Annotated in this window: 17 protein-coding genes; 7 read left to right on the top strand and 10 right to left on the bottom strand. The window is 70.8% G+C overall.

Features of this window, described 5'->3' with window-relative positions:
* The first annotated feature begins 8 nt into the window (after positions 1-8).
* The 5 genes from sucD to purH all read left to right on the top strand — a co-directional run bounded on the left by sucD (position 9) and on the right by purH (position 5,911).
* Positions 9-923 carry a succinate--CoA ligase subunit alpha gene (gene sucD / locus ACWEPG_RS07690; RefSeq protein WP_450113285.1) on the top strand — a complete coding sequence of 305 codons (915 nt, stop codon included), beginning with the start codon at positions 9-11 and terminating at the stop codon, positions 921-923.
* 197 nt (positions 924-1,120) lie between these two features.
* The gene (locus tag ACWEPG_RS07685; RefSeq protein ID WP_450113284.1) at positions 1,121-2,023 is read left to right on the top strand and encodes a DUF5336 domain-containing protein; all 903 of its coding nucleotides are present in this window, start codon (positions 1,121-1,123) and stop codon (positions 2,021-2,023) included.
* Between the two features lie 13 nt (positions 2,024-2,036).
* On the top strand, positions 2,037-3,647 hold the full coding sequence (locus ACWEPG_RS07680) for a cell division protein PerM (protein WP_452594179.1): 1,611 nt from the start codon (positions 2,037-2,039) through the stop codon (positions 3,645-3,647).
* Positions 3,648-3,719: 72 nt separating this feature from the next.
* Positions 3,720-4,361, top strand: coding sequence for a phosphoribosylglycinamide formyltransferase (gene purN / locus ACWEPG_RS07675; protein WP_450113384.1), 642 nt, complete (start codon positions 3,720-3,722; stop codon positions 4,359-4,361).
* Complete coding sequence (gene purH / locus ACWEPG_RS07670) at positions 4,358-5,911, top strand: bifunctional phosphoribosylaminoimidazolecarboxamide formyltransferase/IMP cyclohydrolase (protein ID WP_452594178.1); 1,554 nt, start codon at positions 4,358-4,360, stop codon at positions 5,909-5,911. Before purN ends, purH begins: the two co-directional genes overlap by 4 nt.
* A gap of 55 nt (positions 5,912-5,966) precedes the next feature.
* On the opposite strand, the gene ACWEPG_RS07665 is transcribed toward purH, so the two are convergent.
* The 5 genes from ACWEPG_RS07665 to ACWEPG_RS07645 all read right to left on the bottom strand — a co-directional run bounded on the left by ACWEPG_RS07665 (position 5,967) and on the right by ACWEPG_RS07645 (position 10,448).
* Positions 5,967-6,158 carry a hypothetical protein gene (locus ACWEPG_RS07665; RefSeq protein WP_450113281.1) on the bottom strand — a complete coding sequence of 64 codons (192 nt, stop codon included), beginning with the start codon at positions 6,156-6,158 and terminating at the stop codon, positions 5,967-5,969.
* 650 nt (positions 6,159-6,808) lie between these two features.
* Positions 6,809-7,780: an alpha/beta hydrolase family protein gene (locus ACWEPG_RS07660; RefSeq protein WP_450113280.1), complete on the bottom strand. Its 972-nt coding sequence runs from the start codon at positions 7,778-7,780 to the stop codon at positions 6,809-6,811.
* A gap of 48 nt (positions 7,781-7,828) precedes the next feature.
* Positions 7,829-8,401 carry a DUF4126 domain-containing protein gene (locus ACWEPG_RS07655; RefSeq protein WP_452594177.1) on the bottom strand — a complete coding sequence of 191 codons (573 nt, stop codon included), beginning with the start codon at positions 8,399-8,401 and terminating at the stop codon, positions 7,829-7,831.
* Between the two features lie 104 nt (positions 8,402-8,505).
* Positions 8,506-10,179, bottom strand: coding sequence for a monocarboxylate uptake permease MctP (gene mctP / locus ACWEPG_RS07650; protein ID WP_450113278.1), 1,674 nt, complete (start codon positions 10,177-10,179; stop codon positions 8,506-8,508).
* Positions 10,176-10,448 carry a DUF3311 domain-containing protein gene (locus tag ACWEPG_RS07645; RefSeq protein ID WP_450113277.1) on the bottom strand — a complete coding sequence of 91 codons (273 nt, stop codon included), beginning with the start codon at positions 10,446-10,448 and terminating at the stop codon, positions 10,176-10,178. The genes mctP and ACWEPG_RS07645 overlap by 4 nt, the downstream gene beginning before the upstream one ends.
* 178 nt (positions 10,449-10,626) lie before the next feature.
* Between ACWEPG_RS07645 and ACWEPG_RS07640 the strand changes: the two genes are divergently transcribed.
* Both ACWEPG_RS07640 and ACWEPG_RS07635 read left to right on the top strand, forming a co-directional pair.
* Positions 10,627-12,036 (top strand): ATP-binding protein, encoded by a 1,410-nt coding sequence (locus ACWEPG_RS07640; RefSeq protein ID WP_450113276.1) that lies wholly within the window; start codon positions 10,627-10,629, stop codon positions 12,034-12,036.
* The gene (locus ACWEPG_RS07635) at positions 12,036-13,982 is read left to right on the top strand and encodes a VWA domain-containing protein (RefSeq protein WP_450113275.1); all 1,947 of its coding nucleotides are present in this window, start codon (positions 12,036-12,038) and stop codon (positions 13,980-13,982) included. The genes ACWEPG_RS07640 and ACWEPG_RS07635 overlap by 1 nt, the downstream gene beginning before the upstream one ends.
* 52 nt (positions 13,983-14,034) lie before the next feature.
* Here the strand turns inward: ACWEPG_RS07635 and ACWEPG_RS07630 are convergent, their stop codons facing one another.
* The 5 genes from ACWEPG_RS07630 to rpmB all read right to left on the bottom strand — a co-directional run bounded on the left by ACWEPG_RS07630 (position 14,035) and on the right by rpmB (position 16,085).
* Positions 14,035-14,961, bottom strand: coding sequence for an AEC family transporter (locus ACWEPG_RS07630; protein WP_450113274.1), 927 nt, complete (start codon positions 14,959-14,961; stop codon positions 14,035-14,037).
* A 140-nt stretch (positions 14,962-15,101) separates the two neighbouring features.
* Positions 15,102-15,359: a 30S ribosomal protein S18 gene (gene rpsR / locus ACWEPG_RS07625; protein WP_050062834.1), complete on the bottom strand. Its 258-nt coding sequence runs from the start codon at positions 15,357-15,359 to the stop codon at positions 15,102-15,104.
* Positions 15,360-15,376: 17 nt separating this feature from the next.
* Positions 15,377-15,682, bottom strand: coding sequence for a 30S ribosomal protein S14 (gene rpsN, locus ACWEPG_RS07620; RefSeq protein WP_450113273.1), 306 nt, complete (start codon positions 15,680-15,682; stop codon positions 15,377-15,379).
* A complete protein-coding gene (gene rpmG / locus ACWEPG_RS07615; RefSeq protein WP_450113383.1) occupies positions 15,682-15,852 on the bottom strand; it encodes a 50S ribosomal protein L33 in 171 nt (56 codons plus the stop codon). The genes rpsN and rpmG overlap by 1 nt, the downstream gene beginning before the upstream one ends.
* Positions 15,849-16,085, bottom strand: a complete 237-nt coding sequence (rpmB, locus tag ACWEPG_RS07610; protein ID WP_450113272.1) for a 50S ribosomal protein L28 — start codon at positions 16,083-16,085, stop codon at positions 15,849-15,851. Before rpmB ends, rpmG begins: the two co-directional genes overlap by 4 nt.
* Positions 16,086-16,115: the final 30 nt, after the last annotated feature.

The raw sequence follows: 16,115 nt of genomic DNA, 5'->3' as shown, positions 1-16,115 counted from the left end.
CTAGAACAATGGCAATCTTCCTCACCAAGGACTCCAAGGTCATCGTCCAGGGCATCACCGGCGGCGAGGGCACCAAGCACACCGCCCTGATGCTCAAGGCAGGCACCCAGGTCGTCGGCGGCGTCAACGCCCGCAAGGCCGGCACCACGGTCTCGCACACCGACAAGGACGGCAACGCCGTCGAGCTCCCGGTCTTCGCGTCCGTCGCCGAGGCCATGAAGGAGACCGGCGCGGACGTCTCCATCGCGTTCGTCCCGCCGGCGTTCTCGAAGGACGCCATCGTCGAGGCCATCGACGCGGAGATCCCGCTGCTCGTGGTCATCACCGAGGGCATCCCGGTGCAGGACTCCGCGTACGCGTGGGCCTACAACGTCGAGAAGGGCAACAAGACCCGGATCATCGGCCCCAACTGCCCCGGCATCATCACCCCGGGCGAGGCGCTGGTCGGCATCACGCCGGCCAACATCGCGGGCAAGGGCCCGGTCGGCCTGGTGTCGAAGTCCGGCACCCTCACCTACCAGATGATGTTCGAGCTGCGTGAGTACGGCTTCTCCACCGCCATCGGCATCGGCGGCGACCCGGTCATCGGCACCACCCACATCGACGCCATCGAGGCGTTCGAGAAGGACCCGGAGACCAAGCTCATCGTCATGATCGGCGAGATCGGCGGCGACGCCGAGGAGCGTGCGGCCGACTACATCAAGGCCAACGTCACCAAGCCGGTCGTCGGCTACGTCGCGGGCTTCACCGCCCCCGAGGGCAAGACCATGGGCCACGCCGGCGCCATCGTCTCCGGCTCCTCGGGCACCGCCCAGGCCAAGAAGGACGCCCTCGAGGCGGCCGGCGTCAAGGTCGGCAAGACGCCGTCCGAGACCGCCGCTCTCGCGCGCGAGATCCTCGAGACCCTGACCGTGGGCGCGTAACACCCTCTCGTTCACGCCGACGGGCACCTGCATCGCGCAGGTGCCCGTCGGCGTTTTCGTGTCCGTGTCCGGTAGGCCCGGCCGACGCCGTGGTCCACCCGTGCAGCGCGCCATCGGCCCACCGCGACGAGGTGCGCTAGCGTTGGTTCACCGACCTGCCCGAGAGCCCAGTGCCGCGTATCGACGAGGAGCCGACGATGACGTATCCGCCCACAGGACCCGGCTATCCGTCCGCGGGCCCCGCGGGTCCGGGCCTGCCGCCGGTCCCGCCGGCGCAGCCGGCGGGCGGTCTCGCCGCCAAGCCGCTGCCGCACCTGCTGTGCATCGCGGTGCTCGCCCTCGGCGTGGTGAACTTCCTGGTCGGGTTCGCGCCCTTCGCGAAGGTCACCACCTTCAGCGAGACCCCGCTGACGCAGAGTTCCTTCGAAGGCGGCTACCCGGTGATCGCCCTGGCGCTGCTGTTGGTCGGCGGACTGCTGGCCGGGCTGTCGCTGCTGCCCGGGCAGGACCAGTACCCGATCGTTGCGGTGACCTCCCTGGTGGGCTTCCTGGTCTCGCTGTTCTTCCTGTTCACCCTCTCGGATGGGGTGAGCCTGGCGTGGGGCGGCATCCTCAACCTGATCCTGGGGTTCGTGCAGGCGGCGGTCGCGATCGCCGCGCTCGCCCTCACCCTGGGCCTGGTCCGGATGCCGGCGCCGCGCCCGGTCGCGTACCCGGCGCAGCCGTACGGCCCTCCCGCGCCCGGCTACGGTCCGCCGCCCGGCTTCCCTCCCGGCTACGGTCCGGGGCAGCCGCCCGCGCCGGGGCAGCCGGTCGGCTACGGCCAGCCCGCCGGTTACGGTCAGCCGCAGCCCGGCTACGGCCAGGTGCCCAACCCGTACGCGCCGCCGCAGCCCGCGTCCCCGCCGCCCGCGCCCGGCCACGGCGCGCCGACCCAGCAGACCCCGCCGCAGCCCTACGGGCCGCCGCCGCAGCAGCCGTACGGTCAGCCGCCGGCCGGCAGCGCACCGGCCTCGCCGGATGAGGCCGCGGCAGGCGAGGACTCCGCGGCGCAGACTCGTGCCTTCGGCGTCGACCAGCCCGAACGTACCGACGACTGACGCAGTCGGCCCGATGAATTCCGCGCTCAGCCGCGCCGCCACCCGTCCCGACGGTCAGCGGCGCACCCCGCGCCCCCCGATCCGCAAACCCGCGACCGGCACCCGCCCCAGCCCGACCCCGGAGCAGGTGCGGGCCCTGCTCGGGCTCGGTCTGCGGCCTGCGCTGCTCGCCCTCGTCGTCATCGCCACGTGCATGCTCGTCACCCTCGTCGCGGCGAACAGCGACCTGACCGGGACGAGCGGTGCGATCGCGGCCGGGTGGCTCGCCGTCCACCAGGTGCCGCTGACCATCGGCGGCGCGTCGCTCGGGGTGTTGCCACTGCTGCCGACGCTGGTGATGGTCGCGGCGGTGGCCCGGGGTTGCTCCCGCGTCGTCCACGCGTCCACCCCGCGGCACGAGTGCTGGTGGGTGCTCGGCGCCGCGGTCGCGGGTCCGCTGGTGGTCACCGCGATCGCCCTGGCCGTGGTCGCCGACGCCGCATCGGTGATCGCCCTGTCGACGCCGAACCCGCTGTCCGCGTTCGCGTGGGTGGCTGCGGTGCACCTGACCGGCGCCGGGATCGGGATCGGAATGCGACTGTGGCGGCCGGCCGTGACCTTCCTCGGCGTGCCGGACTGGGTGCTCGCCGCCGCGCGTCCGGCGATGCGGGCTGCGATGGCGCTGTTGGCCACCGGCGCGGCGATCACGGTCGCCTCGCTGCTCGCATCCTGGTCGACGGTCGGGATGCTCGTCGAGGCCGGGGACGGTTTCACCGGTGGGCTCGGGCTGACCCTGCTGTCGATCCTGTACCTGCCGAACGTCGTCGTCGGGGCCACCGCGGTGCTGGTCGGGTCGGCCGTCCACGTGGGATCCGCGTCGGTGAGCCTGTTCGACGTGGTCGGTGGGCCGGTTCCCGCCCTGCCGGTGCTCGGCGCGTTGCCGGAGCAGTCCTGGGGTGACGGCTGGCTGGCGGCACTGGTGATCCCCGCCGCGATCGGCGTGCTGTTCGGCCGCGAGTGCGCCCGCCGGTCCGGTTCCCCGCTGCTGGCCGCGAAGACCGCGCTCGTCGGGGCGTTCGCCGTCGCCGTGGTGTTCGCGGTGCTCGGGTTCGTCGCCGGGGGTGCGCTCGGGTCGTTCGGTTCGGTCGGCGTCACCGTGGCCACGTTCGCCGGCGCCACCTTCGGTTGGCTCGCCCTGTGCGGCGCTGCCGCGGCGGCGGTGACGCGATGGCGGGCCCGGCCGGAACCGGAACCGGCACCCGAGCGTGCGCCGCGGCCGCCGCGGCCGAACGTCGTTCCGGAAACCCCGGCACTGCCCGGTGGACGCATCGCCGACGACACCGCGGCTGCGGAGTCCGAGGCAGGCGGGGGCGAGGTCCCACCGCCGTCCGAGGCTCCCGGGCCCGGCGACGGGACGGACGCGCCGGACGGCGCGGCTCCGCGGACCGCGGTGATCGAGGCCGAACTGCTCGAGGACGCCGAGACCGCCCCACCCGTCGTCGACATCGAACCGGGGTCGGTGGTCGACGCCGAGGTGGTCGACGAACCCGGCGACACCGGGGCGACCGAGGCCGGGGTGGTGCAGGTCACGGAGCCGAAGTCGGAGGAGGACCTGCCCGAGGGCACCCGGACCAGCAGCGACTAGTCTTACCGGGTGTCGGCGGCAGCCGACGGTATTCACGGCCGGGCCCCGGCCGATGCCCCGAGGAGTAGAGCGCTGACTGCCCCGCATGTGTTCCGGCCCGATGACACCGGTACGCCGGTCCGGGTCGTGGTCCTCGCTTCCGGCACGGGAAGCCTGCTGCAGTCGCTGATCGCGGCCGCCACCGACGACTACCCGGCACGGATCGTCGCGGTCGGCGTGGACCGGGAGTGCGCCGCCACCAAGCACGCCGAGGCCGCCGGAATCCCCGCCTTCAAGGTCGCGTTGGGGCAGCACCCCGATCGTGCCGCCTGGGACCTGGCGCTGACCGAGGCCGTCGCCGCGCACACCCCCGACCTGATCGTCTCCGCCGGGTTCATGAAGATCCTCGGCCCGGAGTTCATGTCGCGGTTCGGCGGCCGGATCATCAACACGCATCCCGCGCTGCTGCCGTCCTTCCCCGGCGCGCACGCCGTCCCCGACGCCCTCGCCTACGGCGTCAAGGTGACGGGATCGACCGTGCACCTTGTGGATTCGGGTGTCGACACCGGGCCCGTGCTGGCCCAGGAGGCGGTGATCGTGCTCGACGACGATGACGAGTCGACGCTGCACGAACGCATCAAGACCGTGGAACGGCGACTGCTGGTCGAGGTCATCGCCGCCGTCGCTACCCGAGGAGTTGTTTCCGATGGACGAAAGGCCGTGATCCCGAAGTGACCGAACGTAAGGCACTGCGCCGCGCACTGGTGAGCGTGTACGACAAGAGCGGTCTGGTGGAGCTCGCCACCGGCCTGCACGAGGCCGGCGTCGAGCTGGTCTCGACCGGATCGACCGCCGCGAAGATCGCAGAGGCCGGCATCCCGGTCACGCCGGTCGAGTCGCTGACCGGGTTCCCCGAATGCCTCGAGGGTCGCGTGAAGACGCTGCACCCGCGCGTGCACGCGGGCATCCTCGCCGACACCCGCAAGCCCGACCACCTCGCGCAGCTCGAGGAGCTCGGCATCGAGGCGTTCCAGCTGGTCGTGGTGAACCTGTACCCGTTCACGCAGACCGTCGCCTCGGGTGCCACTCCGGACGAGTGCGTCGAGCAGATCGACATCGGCGGCCCGTCGATGGTGCGCGCCGCGGCGAAGAACCACCCCTCGGTCGCGGTCGTCGTCGACCCCGCCAAGTACTCCGACGTGCTGGCCGCCGTCGCCGCCGGCGGGTTCACTCTCGCCGAGCGCACCGCGCTCGCCGCGCAGGCGTTCCAGCACACCGCCGCCTACGACGTCGCGGTCGCGTCCTGGATGACGTCGACGCTGGTCGAGTCGGACTCGCAGTTCCCGGAGTGGACCGGCGCCAGCTGGGACCGCACCGCGGTGCTGCGTTACGGCGAGAACCCGCACCAGGCCGCCGCGCTGTACGTGAACCCGGCCGCGCCCGCCGGCCTCGCGCAGGCGACGCAGTTGCACGGCAAGGAGATGTCGTACAACAACTACACCGACGGTGACGCCGCGTGGCGCGCCGCCCACGACTTCGACGCTCCCGCGGTCGCGATCATCAAGCACGCCAACCCGTGCGGTATCGCGGTCGGAGCGGACATCGCCGAGGCGCACCGCAAGGCACACGCCTGCGACCCGGTCAGCGCGTTCGGTGGCGTCATCGCCGCGAACCGCGAGATCACCGTCGAGATGGCGGAGCAGGTCGCGGAGATCTTCACCGAGGTCATCATCGCCCCGTCCTATGCGCCCGGTGCCGTCGAGGTGCTGGCGCGCAAGAAGAACGTGCGCGTGCTCGAGGCGGTCGCGCCGACCGAGACGGGCGTCGAGCTGCGGCCGATCTCCGGTGGCGCGCTGCTGCAGCAGCGGGACGTCCTCGACGCCGAGGGCGACGACCCGAAGAACTGGACCCTCGCGGTCGGCGAGGCGGCCGACGAGCAGACCCTCAAGGATCTCGAATTCGCTTGGCGGGCTTGCCGTTCGGTGAAGTCCAACGCGATCCTGCTGGCGTCCGGCGGGGCGTCGATCGGTGTCGGCATGGGGCAGGTCAACCGGGTCGACTCCGCGCACCTCGCGGTGAACCGCGGTGGTGACCGGGTGACCGGGTCGGTCGCCGCATCCGACGCCTTCTTCCCGTTCCCCGACGGCCTGCAGGTGCTGGCGAACGCCGGCGTGAAGGCGGTCGTGCAGCCGGGTGGATCCGTCCGGGACAACGAGGTCATCGAGGCCGCGCGTGAAGCCGGCATCACCATGTACCTGACCGGGGCGCGTCACTTCGCGCACTGATCGACACGACACACGAGAGGTGTGCACCCTGCCGGGTGTGCACCTCTCGTGCGTTTCAGGCGGCGTTACCCGAGATGACGATCCGGGCGGCGCCGCGGTCGAGCAGTTCGCGGGCCAGATCGGTGGCCGCGGCGCGCTGCCCGGCGTCGGTGTGCGACAGGTCCAGCGTGACGGCGTGGCCGGTGAGGTCCGCAGGCAGGTCCGCCAGCGGTTGCGTCGGGGACAGTTGGTTGAAGCGAAGTTTCATGTCGGAGCTCCTTAGCTCGGTCTCGCGCCTTCGAGTGTGTCGGCGGCGTGTGTTCGGAAGGTTTCGTCGGGGCGACGGTTCGGGAAAAACTCGGGACAAAAGAAAAGGCACCCGGGCTGTGTGCCCTGGGTGCCGAGAACTCGATCCGCTTGTCGTCAGAATGGTTCTCGGCGCACACGCTTGGCAAAAATGCAGGAACGCCACATGGCCACGTGTGCTGCCGATACGTGCGCAAACTTCGACATGGCCGGGTTCCCTTCTTCTCGCAGCTGGTTGTTAGCCGAGAACGGTACATCACCGGGTGGGGTCCACGCATCCCGGTATTCGATTCCGGCGTGTCCCGCCGGGTGTTCACCCGATGTTGCGACCGTCGGCCGCGGCGGTTCGCTGTCGACGAGCGTCGGCCGGGTTCGAGTCTCGGGCGGCGACTCGGCGCCGCCGTCGATCAGATCGAGAACCTGGCGGAGACCAACGATTTCCCTTGTGCCACGGTACTTCTCGGTGGCTCGAGCCGACGATGCAGATCTTGTCGCGCGCCCCGGTGGTGCCGCGACGCGGGCTGTGGACAACCTGCGCCGTCGTCCACAGCCTGCGAGTGTGCACCCCCGCCGCGGGCACCGACTGCGCGCGAGGGCGGTGCACACTCGGCGTCAGCGGGGGAGAGCGCCCAGCCAGTTCACGAACGCGGTCCGGAACTCCGGCGAGTACGGCAGGTCCTCGACGTAGTCGGCGCCGGTGGAGGGGCGCTCGCCGATCTCCTTGAGCACGTGGTTCGCCGTCGTCATCCGGACCGGGGTGACCTTCGCGCCGGTCAGGGCGGCGTCGAGGGCATCGACGTCCTCGAGGGAGACCTGGATGTCGCGGTCCGAGCAGCTCGTCAGCACGGGCAGGCCGGCGGGCAGCTGTGCGGCCAGTGCGCGAGGGTCGAGCGCATCCTCCTCGGCGAGGGCCTTGGCGTTGACGGAGACCAGGCCGGCGAGCCGGAGCGGTTCCGGCAGGTCGTCGGAGACGGTGCCGTCGGTGCGGAGCGACTCGACCGCGTCGGCGAGGCCGGTGCGCAGCTGGTCGGCGAGCTCGACGGGCAGCTGGCCGCCCGCGACGGCCGCGTCGACCTGCCCGGTGATCTGCCGGGTCAGCAGATCCAGCAACCGCACCGCGAGGGGCTCGAGCAAGCCCAGCCCGATCAGGTCGGGGGTGTCGTCGCGGACGGCGACGGCCATCGCGACCAGCGCGCCCTCGCTGTGGCCGATCACCAGCAGCCGGCGCGAATCGATGTCGGGCTGCGCGGCGAGGTTGCGCAGCGCGTCGGCCGCGGCGTCGACGAAGACGGAGAACCCGAGGTCGGCGACGTCGTCGACCGAGTAGGGACCGAGCCCGGTCACGCCGCTGCCGAGCTTGTCGTACCGCAGGCTCGCGATACCCGCCTCGGCGAGGGTGTCGGCGAGGAAGCGCAGGGTGCCGATCGAGCCGGGCATCACCGCGCTGTCGCCGTTGCGGTCGGTGGGGCCGCTGCCCGCGAGTAGCAGCGCGGCGGGTGCCGGGCCGTCGACGCCGTCGGGGACGAGGAGGCTGCCGTGGACGGTGACGTCGCCGCTGGTGAACGTGATCTCGGTGTCGGCCATGTGGGCCAGTCTCTCAGGTCGGCGGGGCGGGCCCGGGTGCGACCCGCGTCAGCCGTTCACCGGGCGCCGGAGCCGGCGAACACCCTTCCACGCGAACCACAGCGCGAACGCGAGCACAGCCGGGATCAGCAGCGGCAGCAGGAAAGCCACCAGGACCAGGGTGAAGGCGGCGCCGTCCTCGGCGACGGAGAGCACAGGATTCGCCACTCCCGCCGTCGACGCGGTGCTGACCGCCCGGGCACCGGTCTGGGCGGTGCTGAACGCGAGTGCGGTCGGTGCGCCGACGATGATGCCCGCGATCACCGCTGTCGACGGTTCGAGATCGGTGAACACGGCCCCGGCGGCGATCGCGGCCGCGATCGGGCGGCTGACGGTGCCGAACACGCCGAGTGCGTTGTCCACGAACGGGATCAGGTCCGCGAGGAGTTCGACGGCGGTCGCGATCGTGAGCGCCACCAGTGCACCTGCCGATCCCACCCAGGCGAAGGACTCGCCCAGCGAGATGCCGAACAGTCCGAAATATGCGGCGGTGCTGAGCATCAGCAGCGGCAGGAAGGTCCGCAGCCCGGTCGCGGCGGCGAGGCCGAGACCGAGGAGAGCGGGGAGCACCCAGGTGTCCATGGGCGCAGTGTACGAATCGGGGACCACCGAGGGCGCCTCCGGCGCTCGCGCGTGTCTCGTGAGTTCCTGGACTCACCGAAGCGCACACGAGCGGCGCAGCCGCCTCAGGGACTCGGCGTGGCCTCCGTCGGGGTGGTGGGTAGCGGTTTCACGCGGGGGTCGCCGGTGTCCGCGAAGTAGTCGCCGGTGACGGTCGCGTCGATGCCGTCGGGTGCGTTCAGTGCCCGCAGTGCCAGGGTGAGCACGGCCGCGACGACGACGTTGATCACGAACGCGGTCAGCGCGACGTATCCCATCTGCGCGATCCCGGGGATCGAGGCGAGCGACCCGGCGAAGTGCTCCGTGGTCGGGGACGAGGTGTTGTAGGCGACGACGGTGCCGTAGACCATGCCCACCGCCCAGCCCGCGAGCAGCGCCCAGCGGTGGAACCAGCGGGTGTAGAGCCCGAACACGATTGCCGGGAAGGTCTGCAGGATCCAGATCCCGCCGAGCAGCTGGAAGTTGATCGCGTTCTGCTTGTCGAGGGTGAGCACGAAGATCAGCGCCACGAACTTGACCACCAGGGAGACGATCTTGCCGACCTTCGCCTCCTGCGCGGGCGTCGCGGACGGCCGGAACCATTCGCGATACACGTTGCGGGTGAACAGGTTCGCCGCGGCGATGGACATGATCGCGGCGGGCACGAGGGCACCGATCGCGATAGCGGAGAACGCGACACCCGCGAACCAGGACGGGAATGCGTCCTCGAACAGTTGTGGCACCACCAACTGGGCGTTGGGCTTGCCGTCGAGCCCGATCGGTTTGGTACCCGCGGCGATCGCCACCCAGCCGAGCAGGGCGAGCAGGCCGAGCAGGAACGTGTAGGCGGGCAGGATCGAGGCGTTGCGCCGGATCGTGTTGCGGGACTTCGCCGACAGCGTCGCCGTCACCGAGTGCGGGTACATGAACAGTGCCAGCGCGGACCCCAACGACAGGGTGGCGTACGCCCAGAACTGCTGGCTGCTCGGAATGAACGTCCCGGTGGGTTTGCCGGTGGCCGGGTTGGGGGTCTCCATCTTGGTCTGCGCGGCGTCGAAGATGTGCGCCCAGCCGCCGAACTTCGACGGCAGGTAGATCACCGCGACGATGATCACCAGGTAGATCAGCGTGTCCTTGACGAACGCGATGATCGCGGGCGCCCGCAGCCCCGACGAGTACGTGTACGCCGCGAGGACCGCGAACGCGATGAACAACGGCAGGTCCCTCGCGATCACGTTGTCCGCGCCGCCGATGCCGATCACCTCGAGGACCGCCTGGATGCCGACCAGTTGCAGCGCGACATACGGCATCGTCGCGAGGATCCCGGTCAGCGCCATCGCGAGCGACAGCCAGCGCGACCCGTACCGCCCGCGCACGAAGTCCGCGGTGGTCACGTAGCCGTGACGGTGGCTGACCGACCACAGCCGGGACATGAACACGAAGATGATCGGGTACACGACGATCGCGTAGGGGATGGCGAAGAACCCACTCACCGCGCCGAGGGCGAACATCGCGGCGGGCACCGCGATGAACGTGTACGCGGTGTAGATGTCGCCGCCGATCAGGAACCACGTCACCCAGGTGCCGAAACTGCGGCCGCCGAGTCCCCACTCGTCGAGGCTGGCCAGGTTCGCCGCCCGCCGCCACCGGGACGCGAGGAATCCGAGCACCGTGACCAGGGCGAACAGTGCGACCAGCACCGCAAGCGCGACCCCATCGACCCCGTCGCCGGGGCCGGCCGCCAGCACCTCGGCGGTCACCGGTCGCCGTCCTCGTCGGCGCCCCGCATCGGGCGGTGCGGGCGGGCCCGGAGCACGATCCGGTACGCCGCGAAAGTGGCTCCGGCGCAGAGGAACACCCACACGAACTGATACCAGAAGAAGAACGGGAAGCCGCCCCACCTCGGTTCCTCGCGGGCGTAGAACGGCACCCACAGGATCGCGACGATCGGGATCAGCAGGAGCACCGCGGCCAGGGCGAGCAGTGCCCTGTTCGCGGGTGGTGTGGTGGTCTCGTCCGGCTCGGTCACGGCGGTCTCCGTCCCCAACGGGTAGGTGTCGATGGCACAGCTCGGCGCCCTCGCTGGTCGGGTCCGAACTCGCCCCGCCCGCGCGGAAAACTACTCCGACCGGGCGGCCGGCGTCGGCGGATCCGAATCTCGAATCGGCGACAGGGGTGCCGATTCGGCGGAAGCCTCGTAGCGTGGAGTGGTGACTGCGCCCAGCCCCGAGTTCCGGTCGCCGCGCCCCACCGCCGCCACGGTGGGCGAGTTGCGCGCGTCCGGCCACGTCCAGCGTCCGGTCAAGGACGAGATCCGCGACAACCTGCTCGCCGCCCTGCGAGACGGCCGCGACCCCTGGCCGGGGATCGTCGGCTTCGAGGACACCGTCCTGCCGCAGCTCGAACGCGCCCTGATCGCCGGCCACGACATCGTGCTGCTCGGCGAGCGCGGGCAGGGCAAGACCCGGCTGCTGCGCACGCTGCCGCTGCTGCTGGACGAGTGGACGCCGGTGATCGCCGGTTCGGAGCTCGGTGAGCACCCGTACGAACCGATCACCCCCGCCTCCATCCGGCGGGCCGCCGAACTCGGCGACGACCTGCCGATCGCCTGGCGCGGACGCGACGAACGGTACTCGGAGAAGCTCGCGACCCCGGACACGTCGGTCGCGGACCTGGTCGGCGACGTCGACCCGGTCAAGGTCGCGGAGGGGCGCAGTCTCGGCGACCCCGAGACCATCCACTTCGGACTGGTGCCACGGGCGCATCGCGGCATCGTCGCGGTCAACGAGCTGCCCGACCTCGCCGAGCGGATCCAGGTGTCACTGCTGAACGTGATGGAGGAGCGTGACATCCAGGTCCGCGGCTACACGCTGCGGCTGCCGCTCGACGTGTTGCTGGTGGCCAGCGCGAACCCGGAGGACTACACGAACCGCGGACGCATCATCACCCCGATCAAGGACCGGTTCGGTGCCGAGATCCGCACCCACTACCCGCTCGAGGTCGACGACGAGGTCGCCGTCATCGAGCAGGAGGCGCAGCTGCGCGCCGAGGTGCCCCTGCACCTGCTCGAGATCCTCGCCCGGTTCACCCGGCTGCTGCGCGAGTCCCCGTCGATCGACCAGCGCTCCGGCGTCTCGGCCCGGTTCGCGGTCGCGGCGGCGGAGACGGTCGGCGCGGCGGCGGTGCACCGTGGTGCGATCCTCGGCGAGTCCGACCCGACCGCGCGCCCCGTCGATCTCGGGACGGTGATCGACGTCCTGCGCGGAAAGCTCGAGTTCGAGTCCGGCGAGGAGGGCCGAGAGAGCGAGATCCTCGAGCACCTGCTGCGGCGGGCCACCGCGGAGACCGTCCGTGAACGGCTCGGCGGCATCGATCTCGGGCAGCTGGTGGCGGCGGTCGAGGAGGGATCGCCCGTCGTGACCGGCGACCGGGTCACCGCGAAGGACCTGCTCGGTGAACTGCCGGACCTGGCGGTGGTCGACCAGGTGGCCGAGCGGCTCGGTGCCCGGACGGTCGGCGCCCGCGCATCGGCTGTGGAACTGGCCCTCGAAGGGCTGTATCTGGCACGTCGGATCGCGAAGGACCCCGACGACGACGGGCAGCTGGTGTACAGCTGATGTACCAGCGTTACGGCCGCTACCACGGGGGACCGGATCCACTGGCACCCCCGGTGGACCTGCGCGAGGCGCTCGAGGCGATCGGCAACGACGTCCTCGAGGGCTCGTCGCCGCGGCAGGCGCTCCGCGAGCTGCTCCGGCGCGGCACCTCGACGATGCGCGGGCTGGACCGGCTTGCCGCGCAGGCCAACCGGCGTCGCCGCGAGCTTCTGGGCGAGCACAACCTCGGCGGCACCCTCGACGAGGTTCGCGAGCTGCTCGACCGTGCCGTGCTCGCCGAACGCAAGGAGTTGGCACGGTCGCTCGACGACGACGCCCGCTTCGCGGAGATGCAGCTCGCGGAGCTGCCGCCGTCCACCGCGCAGGCGGTGCGGGACCTGTCCGACTACGACTGGCGCGATCCGCAGGCCCGCGCCGACTACGAGAAGATCCGGGACCTGCTCGGCCGGGAACTGCTCGACCAGCGGTTCGACGGCATGAAGCAGGCGCTCGAGAACGCCACCGACGAGGACCGCCGGCGCGTCGACGAGATGCTGTCGGACCTGAACGACCTGCTGGACAAGCACTCTCGGGGTGAGGACACCCCGGAGGATTTCGAGCAGTTCATGGCCGATCACGGCGAGTTCTTCCCCGAGAACCCGCGGGACGTGGAGGAGCTGCTCGACGCGCTCGCCCGCCGCGCGGCCGCTGCACAGCGCCTGCGGAACTCGCTGACCCCCGAGCAGCGCGCCGAACTGGATGCGTTGGCGCAGCAGGCGTTCGGCAGCCCCGGCCTGATGCAGCAGTTGGACCGGCTGGACGCGAACCTGCGGGCGGCGCGGCCGGGCGAGGACTGGGACGGCAGTCGCCGGTTCCGCGGCGACGACGGCATGGGCCTCGGTGACGGCACGTCCGCGCTGGCGGACATCGCCGAACTCGAACAGCTCGGTGAGCAGCTGTCGCAGGAGTACGCGGGCGCGCAACTCGACGACATCGACCCGGAGGCGTTGCTGCGGCAGCTCGGACCGGAGGCGGCCGCCGACGCTCGCACCCTCGCCGACCTCGAGCGGGCGCTGCACCAGCAGGGCTTCCTCGACCGCGGTGCGGACGGCCAGTGGCGACTGTCGCCGAGGGCGATGCGCAAGCTGGGCCAGTCGGCGTTGCGTGATGTCGCGCAGCGGTTGTCCGGGCGCGACGGTGCCCGCGACACCCGCCGGGCGGGGGCGATGGGGGAGCCCACCGGATCCAGCCGTCCGTGGGAGTTCGGCGACACCGAACCGTGGGACGTCACGCGGACGGTCACCAATGCCGTTCTCCGCGAGGCGGGTTCCGGGCAGGTGTCGGTTCCGGTTCGGTTGCGGGTCTCCGACGTCGAGATCGCCGAGACGGAGCAGCGCACCCGGGCCGCGGTGGCGCTGCTGGTGGACACCTCGTTCTCGATGGTGATGGACGGGCGCTGGGTGCCGATGAAGCGGACGGCGCTGGCGCTGAACCATCTGGTGCGCACCCGATTCCGCGGCGACGACCTGCAGTTGATCGCGTTCGGCAGGCAGGCCCGCACCGTCACCCCGGAGGAATTGGCGGGCCTGGACGGCGCGTGGGACCAGGGCACCAACCTGCATCACGCCCTGCTGTTGGCGGGCAGGCACCTGCGCCGGAACCCGAACGCCCAACCGGTGGTCCTGATCGTCACCGACGGTGAGCCGACGGCACATCTGGAGCCTGACGGCCGGGCGTTCTTCGACTATCCGCCGCACCCCAAGACTCTGGGCCTGACGGTCCGGGAACTCGACAACCTCGCCAAGCTGGGCGCGCAGGTGACGATCTTCCGGCTCGGTGACGATCCCGGCCTGGCCCGGGTGGTGGACAGGATGGCGCAGCGTGTCGGCGGGCGGGTCGTGGCGCCCGATCTCGACGGTCTGGGAGCCGCGGTGGTCAGCGACTTCGTGCGGCTCCGCCGCCTGTGAGTGATTTTCACCCCGGTGAGCGGGCACTTCACGCACGGGCGGCGCGGTCGCGTCACGCCAGCAGTGCGGCGACCAGTCCGATGGCGGGGATCGAGGCGAGGGTGGTGACCAGGGCGGTGTCGCGGGCCAGGACCATGCCGCGCTGGTACCGGCTGGCGTAGACGAAGACGTTCTGCGCGGTCGGCAGGGCCGCCACCACGACCACCGCGAACAGCTCGTGACCGTCCAGGCCGAGGGCGAACCGTCCCATCAGGTACGCGAGGACCGGCTGCACGACGATTTTCAGCACCGAGGCGAGCGCGATCTCGCGGCGTGGCGCGACACCGCGTTGCAGCACCCGTACGCCGTACAGCGAGATGCCGAACGCCAGCAGCGCGCCCGGCACCGATGCACCGCCGACGATGCGGAACGGTTCGGTGATCGCGGCCGGGGGCGTCCACCCGGTGATCGAGACCGCAAGCCCGGCGAGGCCGGCCAGCACGATCGGGTTCTTGAACGGCGTCGTCACCGTCTCGACCCAGGAACTGCTCTTTCGTCCGGTGGTCAGATCGAGCATGGTCAGAGCGATCGGGGAGTAGACGACGATCTGGAACAGCAGCAGCGGCGCGACGAACGAGGCGTCGCCGAGCACGAACACCGCGATGGGGATGCCGAGGTTCGCCGAGTTCACGTACGACGCCGCCAACGCGCCGATCGTCGACTCCGGGACCGGCCGGCGCATGACGGTGCGGGTGATCGCGAAGTAGGTGATGCCGAGCGCGAACGCGGTGGCCGCAGCGACGGCGAGGGTGGGGGAGAAGATCACCGACAGGTCGGCGTTCGCGAGCGAGTCGAACAGCAGCGCGGGCGTCGCGACGAAGAACACCAGCCGGCTGAGGACGAACTCGCCCTGCTCGCCGAGAACCCGGGAGCGGCCGAGCACGTAGCCGATGGCGATGACGACGAAGATGACGGCGAATCCCGAGAGCACTCCGGACACCGTGACCTCCTCGACGAACAAACCCCGAGGAGTCTAGTCGTCAGCCTTTCTAACGAATCCGGCCGCCGCCGAGCGTGCATCCGCCGGGTACGCGAAAGGCCGCACGGTCGGGGACCGTGCGGCCTTTCGGGAAACTCTTGCTACCGGCTGGTGAACGGCAGCAGTGCCATCTCGCGGGCGTTCTTCACCGCGACGGCAACCTGACGCTGCTGCTGCGGGGTCAGGCCGGTGACGCGACGGCTGCGGATCTTGCCGCGGTCGGAGATGAACGTGCGGAGCAGGTTCACGTCCTTGTAGTCGACGTGCTCGATCTTGGCCGCGAACAGCGGGTTCTTCTTGGGCTTGCGGCCGGTGTCCGCGCCGCGGGACTTCTTGGACGGGCCCCTCTTGACTGCCATTGCTTCCCTCTCGAGTGTTACCAGCTGGACTTGCGTACGCCGGGCAGTTCCCCACGATGAGCCAATTCGCGCACGCGCACGCGAGAGAGCCCGAACTTTCGCAGGTGACCGCGCGGACGACCGTCCGCAGCGTCACGATTACGCAATCGTACCGGACTGGCATCGCGGGGAAGACGCTGCAGTGCCGCCTGGGCCCGGGACCTCTCCTCGAGGGAGCTGGACGGCCGGCGCACGATCTCCTTCAGTTCCGCGCGCCGGGTCGCGTAGCGCGCGACGACCAGCGCTCGCTGCTCGTTTCTCACGATCTTCGACCTCCTCGCCATCACTTCTCCTCTCGGAAGTCGACATGGCGGCGGACGACGGGGTCGTACTTGCGCAGGACCAGCCGGTCGGGATCGTTGCGACGGTTCTTCCTGGTGACGTAGGTGTGGCCCGTGCCCGCGGTGGACTTCAGCTTCACGATCGGGCGGACCTCGGTGCTGCGGGCCATCAGATCCGCACCCCCTCGGCGCGGATGCGCGCGACGACGGCCTCGATGCCGTCGCGGTCGATGGTCCGGATCCCCTTTGCGGAGACGGTGAGCGTGATCCGGCGGCCCTCGCTCGGCAGGAAGTAGGTCTTGCGCTGGATGTTCGGATCCCACCGCCGACTCGTCCGTGTGTGTGAGTGCGATACCGACCTGCCGAATCCGGGTTTGCGCCCGGTCACCTGGCAATGCGCCGACATGCTGCCTCCTTTCACCCAGTGTTGAAAATG

It is taken from the genome of Rhodococcus sp. NPDC004095, assembly GCF_053604015.1.
Note: the sequence above shows the minus strand (reverse complement) of the source record. Positions and strands in the feature narration are given on the sequence as shown.

Bases quoted from the DNA above. Each gene is read 5' to 3' on its own strand.
- ACWEPG_RS07685 (WP_450113284.1), top strand. From the start codon at position 1,121: ATGACGTATCCGCCCACAGGACCCGGCTATCCGTCCGCGGGCCCCGCG.
- ACWEPG_RS07635 (WP_450113275.1), top strand. From the start codon at position 12,036: ATGTACCAGCGTTACGGCCGCTACCACGGGGGACCGGATCCACTGGCA.
- rpsR (WP_050062834.1), bottom strand. From the start codon at position 15,359: ATGGCAGTCAAGAGGGGCCCGTCCAAGAAGTCCCGCGGCGCGGACACC.
- ACWEPG_RS07665 (WP_450113281.1), bottom strand. From the start codon at position 6,158: ATGAAACTTCGCTTCAACCAACTGTCCCCGACGCAACCGCTGGCGGAC.
- ACWEPG_RS07660 (WP_450113280.1), bottom strand. From the start codon at position 7,780: ATGGCCGACACCGAGATCACGTTCACCAGCGGCGACGTCACCGTCCAC.
- rpsN (WP_450113273.1), bottom strand. From the start codon at position 15,682: ATGGCGAGGAGGTCGAAGATCGTGAGAAACGAGCAGCGAGCGCTGGTC.
- ACWEPG_RS07655 (WP_452594177.1), bottom strand. From the start codon at position 8,401: ATGGACACCTGGGTGCTCCCCGCTCTCCTCGGTCTCGGCCTCGCCGCC.
- rpmB (WP_450113272.1), bottom strand. From the start codon at position 16,085: ATGTCGGCGCATTGCCAGGTGACCGGGCGCAAACCCGGATTCGGCAGG.
- sucD (WP_450113285.1), top strand. From the start codon at position 9: ATGGCAATCTTCCTCACCAAGGACTCCAAGGTCATCGTCCAGGGCATC.
- ACWEPG_RS07680 (WP_452594179.1), top strand. From the start codon at position 2,037: ATGAATTCCGCGCTCAGCCGCGCCGCCACCCGTCCCGACGGTCAGCGG.